The organism is uncultured Thiodictyon sp. (assembly GCA_903837595.1).
Taxonomy (GTDB): domain Bacteria; phylum Pseudomonadota; class Gammaproteobacteria; order Chromatiales; family Chromatiaceae; genus Thiodictyon.
Window position 1 is genome coordinate 1 of the sequence record CAILVI010000252.1, and the last position, 9084, is coordinate 9084.

General features: G+C 63.5%; 8 protein-coding genes. 3 read left to right on the top strand and 5 right to left on the bottom strand.

The genetic code is table 11. From position 1 onward, the window contains the following. Positions 1-701 precede the first annotated feature (701 nt). The 3 genes from icd (at position 702) to clpA (ending at position 5067) form a co-directional block, all read left to right on the top strand. Positions 702-1958, top strand: coding sequence for an NADP-dependent isocitrate dehydrogenase (gene icd, locus QZY44_RS13790; protein WP_295447145.1), 1257 nt, complete (start codon positions 702-704; stop codon positions 1956-1958). 384 nt (positions 1959-2342) lie between these two features. Further along, the gene (clpS, locus tag QZY44_RS13795) at positions 2343-2666 is read left to right on the top strand and encodes an ATP-dependent Clp protease adapter ClpS (protein ID WP_295447146.1); all 324 of its coding nucleotides are present in this window, start codon (positions 2343-2345) and stop codon (positions 2664-2666) included. 127 nt (positions 2667-2793) lie between these two features. Further along, positions 2794-5067, top strand: a complete 2274-nt coding sequence (gene clpA, locus QZY44_RS13800) for an ATP-dependent Clp protease ATP-binding subunit ClpA (RefSeq protein ID WP_295447147.1) — start codon at positions 2794-2796, stop codon at positions 5065-5067. Positions 5068-5071: 4 nt separating this feature from the next. On the opposite strand, the gene QZY44_RS13805 is transcribed toward clpA, so the two are convergent. The 5 genes from QZY44_RS13805 to zapD form a co-directional block, all read right to left on the bottom strand. Then, positions 5072-6268, bottom strand: coding sequence for a hypothetical protein (locus QZY44_RS13805; RefSeq protein WP_295447148.1), 1197 nt, complete (start codon positions 6266-6268; stop codon positions 5072-5074). A 1-nt stretch (position 6269) separates the two neighbouring features. After that, positions 6270-6665, bottom strand: coding sequence for a hypothetical protein (locus QZY44_RS13810; RefSeq protein WP_295447149.1), 396 nt, complete (start codon positions 6663-6665; stop codon positions 6270-6272). 209 nt (positions 6666-6874) lie between these two features. Then, on the bottom strand, positions 6875-7699 hold the full coding sequence (locus QZY44_RS13815) for an undecaprenyl-diphosphate phosphatase (protein WP_295447150.1): 825 nt from the start codon (positions 7697-7699) through the stop codon (positions 6875-6877). 46 nt (positions 7700-7745) lie between these two features. After that, positions 7746-7946, bottom strand: coding sequence for a DNA gyrase inhibitor YacG (yacG, locus tag QZY44_RS13820; RefSeq protein ID WP_295447151.1), 201 nt, complete (start codon positions 7944-7946; stop codon positions 7746-7748). Between the two features lie 10 nt (positions 7947-7956). Further along, the gene (zapD, locus tag QZY44_RS13825; RefSeq protein ID WP_295447152.1) at positions 7957-8724 is read right to left on the bottom strand and encodes a cell division protein ZapD; all 768 of its coding nucleotides are present in this window, start codon (positions 8722-8724) and stop codon (positions 7957-7959) included. Positions 8725-9084: the final 360 nt, after the last annotated feature.

Here is a 9084-nt window from a genome sequence, read left to right on the forward strand (position 1 = left end):
CCCCTCCCCGGCCCTCCCCCAATAGGGGAGGGAGAATTGGAGCGCGCTCCCGGCGCGACTTTCACGGTAAAGTGCGGCGGCGACAGGCGGCATCCGGTCCTGTGGTACCAGGGCCGGACGCTGTCAGTTGGGGTTGTGGCCGCAGGCGGTGCCCTGGGCGCAAGACGGATTCGGTCTGCCGGGGACCACCCAGGTGACCCGGGGCCGGACGGCTATCTTAGGTCTCGTCGCAGGCGTCAGATGCCCCGGCGGTGCTCCACCAGAGCAGTCCTAAGGGTCCACCGACGACCACCACCGCAAAGAGAGCAAAGAGTGTCCAGATCATGTGCGTCTACCTCTTGATTGTGGCATCTCCGCAGCGTCGCGTCGTGCCACTTATGAGTGCCTGCGCCGGTTCTTGGATCGGCTTGAGTCGCGTTGGATTTGACTCCCACGCCAGGCAATGGTGGACGTCTCGCTAAGGCAATTCTGCGGACTGGATCACAGAAACGGGGGGGCGCAGAGCGACGTCGATCGCCGTCTGCACAGGGTCAGTCGGTGCTCGGTGAAACACCATTTCCATGCGGCGGGGGAGGCGGTCGGGGCCCGGCAGCGTCCAGCGTGAGTCCAACCACCGGGTGCCGCTTCGTTGCCGGGCAGCGCGGGGCGCGCGCTGCGGTGTTAGCATTGGGTTTTCTGGCGACCACAGTGAGAATCGAAAGATGGCCTACGAGAAAATCAAAGTCCCGATGGATGGAGCCAAGATTGAGGTGAACGCGGACCTGTCCCTGTCCGTGCCGGATCAGCCCATCATCCCCTACATTGAGGGTGACGGGATCGGTATCGATATTACCCCAGTGATGATGGCAGTGACGGATGCTGCGGTCGGCAAGGCTTACGCCGGACAGCGTCGCATCCGTTGGATGGAGATCTACGCCGGGGAAAAGTCCACGCGGGTCTACGGCGAAGACGTCTGGTTGCCCGCGGAGAGTCTGCGGGCGGTGAAGGAGTTTGTGGTCTCCATCAAAGGGCCCCTGACCACGCCGGTGGGCGGCGGCATCCGGTCGCTCAACGTGACGATGCGCCAAGAGTTGGACCTGTATGTCTGCCTGCGGCCGGTGCGCTACTTTACCGGGACGCCGAGCCCGTTGAAGGAGCCCGAGCATACCGACATGGTGATCTTCCGCGAGAATTCGGAGGATATTTATGCCGGCATCGAGTGGCAGGAGGGGACCCCGGAGGTCAAGCAGATCATCGCCTTCCTGCAACGTGAGATGGGCGTGACCAAGATCCGCTTCCCGGAGACCTCAGGGATCGGCATCAAACCCGTTTCCCGCGAGGGGACCGAGCGCCTGGTGCGCAAGGCCATCATGTACGCCATCGACAACGATCGCGCCTCGGTGACCTTAGTGCACAAGGGCAACAACATGAAATTCACCGAGGGGGCCTTCAAGCAGTGGGGCTATGACCTGGCGAAGTCCGAATTCGGTGCAGTGGAGATGGATGGCGGTCCCTGGTGCCGATTCAAGAACCCCAGGACCGGTCGTGCAATCGTGATCAAGGACGTGATTGCGGACGCCTTCCTCCAGCAAATCCTGCTGCGTCCCAAGGACTATGACGTGATCGCCACCCTCAACCTCAACGGTGACTATATTTCCGATGCGCTTGCCGCCCAAGTCGGCGGGATCGGGATGGCGCCCGGGGCCAACCTGTCGGACTCGGTGGCGATGTTCGAGGCGACCCACGGCACTGCCCCCAAGTATGCGGGCAAGGATCAGGTGAACCCCAGCTCCTTGCTCCTCTCAGCGGAGATGATGTTGCGTCACATGGGGTGGATCGAGGCGGCTGACCTCATCATCAAGGGCGTGGAGGGGGCGATCGCGGCCAAAACCGTGACCTATGACCTGGAGCGCTTGCTGCCCGGGGCGACCAAACTCAGTTGCTCGGGTTTTGGCGAGGCGGTGATTGCCGCGATGTAAGGCGTTGCCGACGCCTTGGGGGGGCGCGGTGCGCCCGGCGGTGGTGGCCGGCCCCCGGGGGGGCCGGGCGCCCGGTCCGGCCCGGGCGGCGCGGCTTGCCGGTCCTTGGGCGCACCGACCTCACAGGCGAGGAACGCGTCTTTGTCGTCGCGTCTGGCGCCATCCCTTGATTCCCGCCAGCAGTGCCATACGTCATAGTATAATGACCTGATTTTCCAGCTCAAACCGCCCAGGGCTCGCGGTTTGGCGCGGCGTCAGTTCGCGCTCCCCAACCGTCAGCCTGGTCGGGCTGGACCATCCAGGTGATGCACGGGCGTGGTCGGTACTGCAACGGGGCGACGATCGGCGTCGCAACAAGACGAAATTTGTTTAGAATCTGGAACCATGAGCGATCAGAACCCGAATGAGGAGCGTGAGTCCGGGCTGGCCGTCCAGGAGGCCCGGCCCAAGCTGCGTCGGCCGCCGCTGTTCAAGGTCCTGCTGCTTAACGACGATTACACCCCGATGGAGTTCGTGGTGCAGGTCCTGGAGACCTTCTTCGCGATGACCCGGGAACAGGCCACCCAGGTCATGCTGCACGTGCATACGCGCGGCTTCGGTGTTTGCGGTGTCTATACTCGGGATATCGCCGAGACCAAGGTCATCCAAGTCAACGATTACGCTCGCAGTCATCAGCACCCGCTGATGTGTACCATGGAAGAGGCATGAGACGGCTAGCCAGATTGAGCGGGAATGGCCCCGGTGGGTCCCGCGCGCGGCGCTGGTGCACACGCAATACCCTGCGGGCATCAAAGCAGATAGAATCGATTCACTTAACCCCGCTTGGACGAGTCCGATGCTGAGTAAAGAGCTGGAGTTCACGTTGAACCGCGCCTTTAAGGAGGCGCGTGAGAAGCACCACGAGTACATGACCGTGGAACACATGCTCCTGTCCCTCCTGGATAATCCGGCGGCGGCAAAGGTTCTGCGCGCCTGCGGTGCCGATGCCGAGCGGTTGCGCCGGGAGATCACGGCCTTCATCGACGAGACCACGCCGCTCATCCCGGTCAGCGAGGACCGGGACACCCAGCCGACGCTCGGTTTTCAGCGGGTCCTGCAGCGGGCGGTCTTTCATGTGCAGTCCGCAGGGAAAAAGGAGGTCACGGGTGCCAACGTCTTGGTTGCACTGTTCAGCGAACAGGACTCCCAGGCGGTGTACCTGCTGAACCAACAGGACATTTCGCGTCTCGATATCGTCAACTATATTTCGCACGGGATCTCTAAGGTCCCGGGTGAGAACGCGGAGGACGAGGGGCACACCGACGCCGACGAGGCGCGCGGGGAGGGCAAGGAGGGGGCCAGCCCGCTGGAGAGCTTCGCCACCAATCTCAATGAGATGGCCCGTCAAGGCCGCATTGACCCCCTGATCGGGCGGGCGGCGGAGGTGGAGCGGACCATCCAGATCCTGTGCCGTCGGCGCAAGAACAACCCACTCTTCGTGGGCGAGGCCGGGGTCGGCAAGACCGCCATCGCCGAGGGGCTGGCCAAAAAGATCGTGGACGGGGAGGTCCCGGAGGTCTTGAGTGACGCGGTGATCTACTCGCTGGACTTGGGCGGATTGGTGGCGGGCACCAAGTACCGCGGCGACTTCGAGAAGCGGCTCAAGTCCGTGCTCGCCCAGCTCAAGCGTTTGCCGCGGGCCATCCTGTTCATTGATGAAATCCACACCATTATCGGTGCCGGCTCGGCCTCGGGCGGGGTCATGGACGCCTCCAACCTGATCAAGCCGGTGCTGGCCTCGGGCGACCTGCGCTGTATCGGTTCGACCACCTATCAGGAGTACCGGGGCATTTTCGAAAAGGACCGGGCCTTGGCCCGGCGCTTCCAGAAGATCGACGTCGAGGAACCGAGTGTCGAGGAGACGATCGAGATCCTGAAAGGGCTCAAATCACGCTTCGAGGCCCACCACCAGGTGACCTATACCAATCCCGCCCTGCGGGCCGCCGCCGAACTGTCCAACCGCTACATCAATGACCGGCACCTGCCCGACAAGGCCATCGACGTGATCGACGAGGCCGGGGCCAATGTCCAACTGATGCCCCCGGCCAAGCGCAAGAAGCGCATTGATGTGGCCGACGTCGAGTCGATCGTTGCCAAGATGGCGCGCATCCCGCCGAAGAAGGTCTCGGCCTCGGACACCGAGTCACTGCGCAATCTCGACCGTGATCTCAAGATGGTCGTCTATGGCCAGGAGGCCGCCATCGAGGCGCTGACCGCGGCCATCCGCATGAATCGCTCCGGGCTGGGGCACGAGGAAAAACCGATCGGCTCCTTCCTCTTCACCGGCCCCACCGGGGTGGGCAAGACCGAGGTGACCCGCCAGCTCGCCCGTATCCTGGGGATGGAACTGATCCGGTTCGACATGTCCGAGTACATGGAACGCCACACGGTCTCGCGGCTCATCGGCGCACCCCCCGGCTATGTCGGTTTCGATCAGGGTGGTCTGCTGACCGAGGAGATCAACAAGCACCCGCACTCGGTCTTGTTGATGGACGAGATCGAGAAGGCGCACCCGGACGTCTTCAACCTGCTGCTCCAGGTGATGGACCACGGCACCCTGACCGATAACAATGGACGCAAGGCCGATTTCCGCAATGTGGTCCTGGTCATGACGACCAATGCCGGTGCCGACGAGACGGCGCGTCGCTCAATGGGCTTTGCCGAGCAGGACAACTCTAGCGACGGCATGGAAGCGCTCAAGCGTTATTTCACGCCCGAGTTCCGCAACCGGCTCGACGCGGTCGTGCAGTTCAGCTCACTGGGTCCCGAGACCATCAAGAGCGTGGTCGACAAGTTCATCTTTGAGCTGGAACACCAACTCCTGGACAAGAAGGTCTTCCTGAGCGTGGATGCGGCGGCCCGTACCTGGATCGCCGAGAAGGGCTATGACCCGCGGATGGGCGCCCGGCCGATGGCCCGCGTGATCCAGAACCACATCAAGAAACCCTTGGCGAACGAACTGCTGTTCGGGGCGTTGGTCGGCGGGGGAACGGTGCGGGTCGGCGTGGCCGGTGAGGAGCTGAGTTTCGACATCGAATCGGCCAAGGCCCTAGCGGATTCACGTGCCTGATCGATCAGAACTGAAAGACGGCTTGCAGGCCGACCAGGTCCCAGTGCTCCGCAAGCCGATTGGGATCGGGGTTTTCGCGCGGGGAGAGGACGAAGGTTCCTTGATGGTGTTGATATTCGGCGCGGACCATCCAGTGTTGGTTGATGTCCCAACTGATACCGGCGGTCAGGATGCGGGAAAAATTGGTGCTGGCCGCAATCAGCCCCCCGGACGCGGCGGCGAAGGCGCGGCCATTGCGGTCTGCGCGATTGGCATAACCTTCCTGGTAGCTCAGCAGCAGCTCGAATGCCGGGCGCGGGCGCCAGGTGCCCTGGACGTAATATCCTTCCGTGACCATCTTGCGGTCGGGCAAAGAAGGTCCATAGCCGTGCCAGTGCATCGGTTCGCGGGCGTATTCGGAACTGAGCGTCCAGTTTTCGGCACTGTATTGGGCCGATAGTATCCAGTAGAGGACATCAGTCGTACCGGGATCCAAGGTGCCGGTTGCATACCGGTCTGGAGCGAACTTGAATCCGGTCGATGCGCCGCTGAGCCCGAGCCGGAGCCGCTCCGCATGGGAGGTGAACCAGAGGCCGGCGATCCAGGAGTTCCGATCCGACTTCAGCCTTCCCGGGTAGTCGCGGCCGAGGTAGGTCCATTCGACATTGGTGTCGATGACCGCCCGACCACCGAGCACGTTCAGGGACAAGGTCCCGAGATCGGTGGTGGTCTCGCTGTAGAGCATTGCGCCGTCGGTAGAAAGGACGAGGTTGCGCACCTTGTCGAAATAGACCACCTGCGGCAGGAAGATGCCGGGATGGGTGAAGGGAACGTCGCGGGTTTCGTTGTAGAGGCCGAGTGGATTCTTGATGCGACCCAGGCGCAGGCCGGCGCGCTGTCGTGGTGAGGAAAACAGGGTGATGTCGGCCAGGGCGAAGTCGATCGCGGGGGTTCCGTCATACATCCCGCCGGCGCGCCGCCCCAGCACCTGGCCAGCCAGCAGCAGCCGGGGTAGGGGGCGCAGTGAGGCGTTGAGGCCAATCTCAGTGAACTCGAACGAGGCCCCGCTGCGCCGCGCGAACCAGCGGTTGGCAGTGGTGTTGAGCGCGGCCGTAGCGGCAAAGCCGTGGACCTGAAGGCTGTCCCAGACGGACTGCGCGGATGCCGGAGCGACGCCCAAGAGGTTGATCAGTAGCGCCGCGACAAAACGCCGACTGCCCATCTCAGCGCACCTCCAGGGTACGGATGCGGGGGTCATTCGCCGCCGCCGACGCGTAGCCGATGGCATCTGGGATCGTGGCTATCCGCTGCAACATTTCAGCTTCGCTCGCAACCTTGGTCGGGGCCTGGCCGGTGCCGGAGAATACCTGGCGATCCCAGGCGCTGCGCAATTGGTAGGGGAACAACCCGAGGATATTCTTCACGAACGCGATGTGTAGTGGGTCGTCGTCCGGCAGGACGAACACCCGGATAGGCCGGCCGTTCGGCCACTGCTGCAGACGCAGGGTAAAGTAGAGTCGCGCCTCGTTGCGGGTTAGAGCGCTTTGGGGCGAGGCCTGGTTGGCGATCAGTTCCTGAACCGACACCGTGACCGGCCACAAGGCAAAGACCAAGCCCATACCCGCAAACCTGAGCCAGTGCTGCGCCGCCTTGAAGCGGCGCGGTCCCCGGTGGACGGTCCTTGGTGGTAGCGGTCTCCGGGTGGTGGCTGGGTCTGATGGGCAGTCCATAGGGCACAGGAGCCTGACATGAAGTAAGTTGTTGTTGGTAGCGCCGCGCGGCGAAACGCTGGCGCACGCGCCGCACTGGGGTGCGGCGTCTTAGGCGATCAGGCGTGCCAGTCGACCAGCCCGGTATAGGCGGTGGCGAGTACGATCAGCCCAAAGACGATGCGGTACCAGGCGAAGGCGTTGAAGTTGTGGTGCGAGATATAGCGCAGCAGTCCCTTGATGGCCAGCGTGGCGAAGATAAAGGAGGACACGAAGCCCACCGCGAAGACCGGGGCGTCGTCGAACGAGAGGATGTCGCGCGCCTTGTAGACGTCGAGTACGGTGGCGGCCGTCATGGTGGGGATGGCGAGGAAAAAGGATAGCTCGGTCGCCGCCTTGCGCGACAGCCCGAAGACCATGCCGCCGATGATCGTCGCGCCGGCGCGGGAGACCCCGGGGAACATGGCGATGGCCTGGGCAAAGCCGACCTTCAGGGCCTCGCGCCAGGTGATGTCATCGATCGAGGCGAAACGCTCCGGAAGACTTCGGCGTTCGATCCACAGGATGAACAGGCCGCCGACGATCAGCGCGCCCGCCACCGTCAGCGGGTTGAATAGGTAGTGCTTGATGACGCCGTGCAGCAGGAAACCAAGCACCGCCGCCGGCATGAAGGCGACCAGGATGTTGAGTGCAAAGCGCTGTTGCGGTCCCGGCTGCCACATCCCCGTGACCACTTCCAGGATGCGCGCCCGATAGAGCCAGCAGACCGCCAGGATGGCGGCAAACTGGATGACGATTTCGAAAACCTTGCTCTGCTCATTGGTGTAATTGAGCAGGTCGCCGACGATGATCATATGCCCGGTGGAGGAGATCGGGAGAAATTCAGTCAGTCCCTCGACGATACCGAGAATCAATGCCTTCAATAGCAGGAGCGGGTCGAACATGGGGGCTTCCTAAAATGCGTGCATGGGTGGGTAAAACGTCTCAAGATCAATGTATTGATCGGGCCTCATCGGGCGGTGACAGGTCCTCGTCGACGGGGTCGTCGATGCAGGGGATGCGGTGATTCTCGGCCAGCCAGTCTCCCAGATCGACGAGCTTGCAGCGTTTGCTGCAGAAGGGGCGGAAGGGGGACGCCGCGGACCATTCAACGGGGCGACCGCAATGAGGACAGGGGACCTGGGTGGGCATGGGGCCTCTCTTAGAATATGCAGCAAGTGAGACGGAACGCGATGTGTTCCGGGGTTTGGGTCGGTTTGCCGCGGGACTCGAGGTTCATGAAGCGGATGCTGAAGCGGTTCTTGTGTCCGCTAATCTCGGGATACAGACCGCCACCCCCCGGCAGCGCCACCCGTACCATCTGCGCCGGGGCCTGGAGGTCGAGCGCTTCCTGGAAGAAGCCGCCCGCGGCCGTCACCTCGCGTGGTGTGGCGCTGCTGCGGGCCAGCGAGAGCATGAGACGGATTGCGGTGTCCGCCGGCCGCAGGTCCTGGAGCCAATAGTCGAGTCGCGACTGGCGCCGCTCCGGGGATTGGACCAGCCAGTGGTGATACAGGGGCAGATCGAAGCTACAGGCGCCACCAGGGATACTGCTGCGCTGGCCCACACTCTTGAGAAAATCATCCTCCCGGGCGGTCTGGCCGATCGGACTCGTCAGCGCCGCAATGCCGTCGAGTGCCCGCTCCAGGTCCCGCGAGACCCGCTCCAGGGCCACCTGGTCCACCCCCGGCTGGCGCGCGACGCGGTTCAGTGCGGTGAGATTGCGTTCCAGCTCCTTGGCGATATCGGTCTTGAGGTCAGAGCGTGCGGTGACGGCCGTGACGTCCAGTAGGGCCTCCACCGCCACCCGGGTCGCCCAAGAGTCGTATTGGAGCATGAAATAGTCCACCTTCTCGAACAGGTGCTCCAGACGTAGAAAGGTCCGAACGCGCTCGTTCAGGGGATGCTCGAAGACGGTCTGTGGGGCCACGGTGAGGTCTCGGGCTGGACGCTTGAGGACGGAACCGACCCGGCGGGGGTCGCCGGAGCGCCCCATCCCGGGAAACTGAGTCCCTGATTCTCCCGGTTTAGGGTGCCCCGGTAAATCCCCCGCAGCGATCTCCCGTCGGCCGGGCCGCGCGCCTCGCTGTCCCCTGCGCTGCGCCGCCTGACGCGGTATCATCGCGCCCTTGGGGCGGGTGGCGCGCCGGCCCCCAACCCACTCAACCGGGCGCGGCACCCGTGCGGTGCGCGTCCCACTCCACCAGGAGGGTCTTGCCATGTACACCGTGTTGGTCACCGGGGGTGCCGGTTTCATCGGCGGCAATTTTGTCCATCTGCTGCTGGCGCA

Excerpts from the sequence above, each read along its gene's own strand:
- icd (WP_295447145.1), top strand. The coding sequence starts at position 702 with ATGGCCTACGAGAAAATCAAAGTCCCGATGGATGGAGCCAAGATTGAG.
- clpS (WP_295447146.1), top strand. The coding sequence starts at position 2,343 with ATGAGCGATCAGAACCCGAATGAGGAGCGTGAGTCCGGGCTGGCCGTC.
- clpA (WP_295447147.1), top strand. The coding sequence starts at position 2,794 with ATGCTGAGTAAAGAGCTGGAGTTCACGTTGAACCGCGCCTTTAAGGAG.
- QZY44_RS13805 (WP_295447148.1), bottom strand. The coding sequence starts at position 6,268 with ATGGGCAGTCGGCGTTTTGTCGCGGCGCTACTGATCAACCTCTTGGGC.
- QZY44_RS13810 (WP_295447149.1), bottom strand. The coding sequence starts at position 6,665 with ATGGGCTTGGTCTTTGCCTTGTGGCCGGTCACGGTGTCGGTTCAGGAA.
- QZY44_RS13815 (WP_295447150.1), bottom strand. The coding sequence starts at position 7,699 with ATGTTCGACCCGCTCCTGCTATTGAAGGCATTGATTCTCGGTATCGTC.
- yacG (WP_295447151.1), bottom strand. The coding sequence starts at position 7,946 with ATGCCCACCCAGGTCCCCTGTCCTCATTGCGGTCGCCCCGTTGAATGG.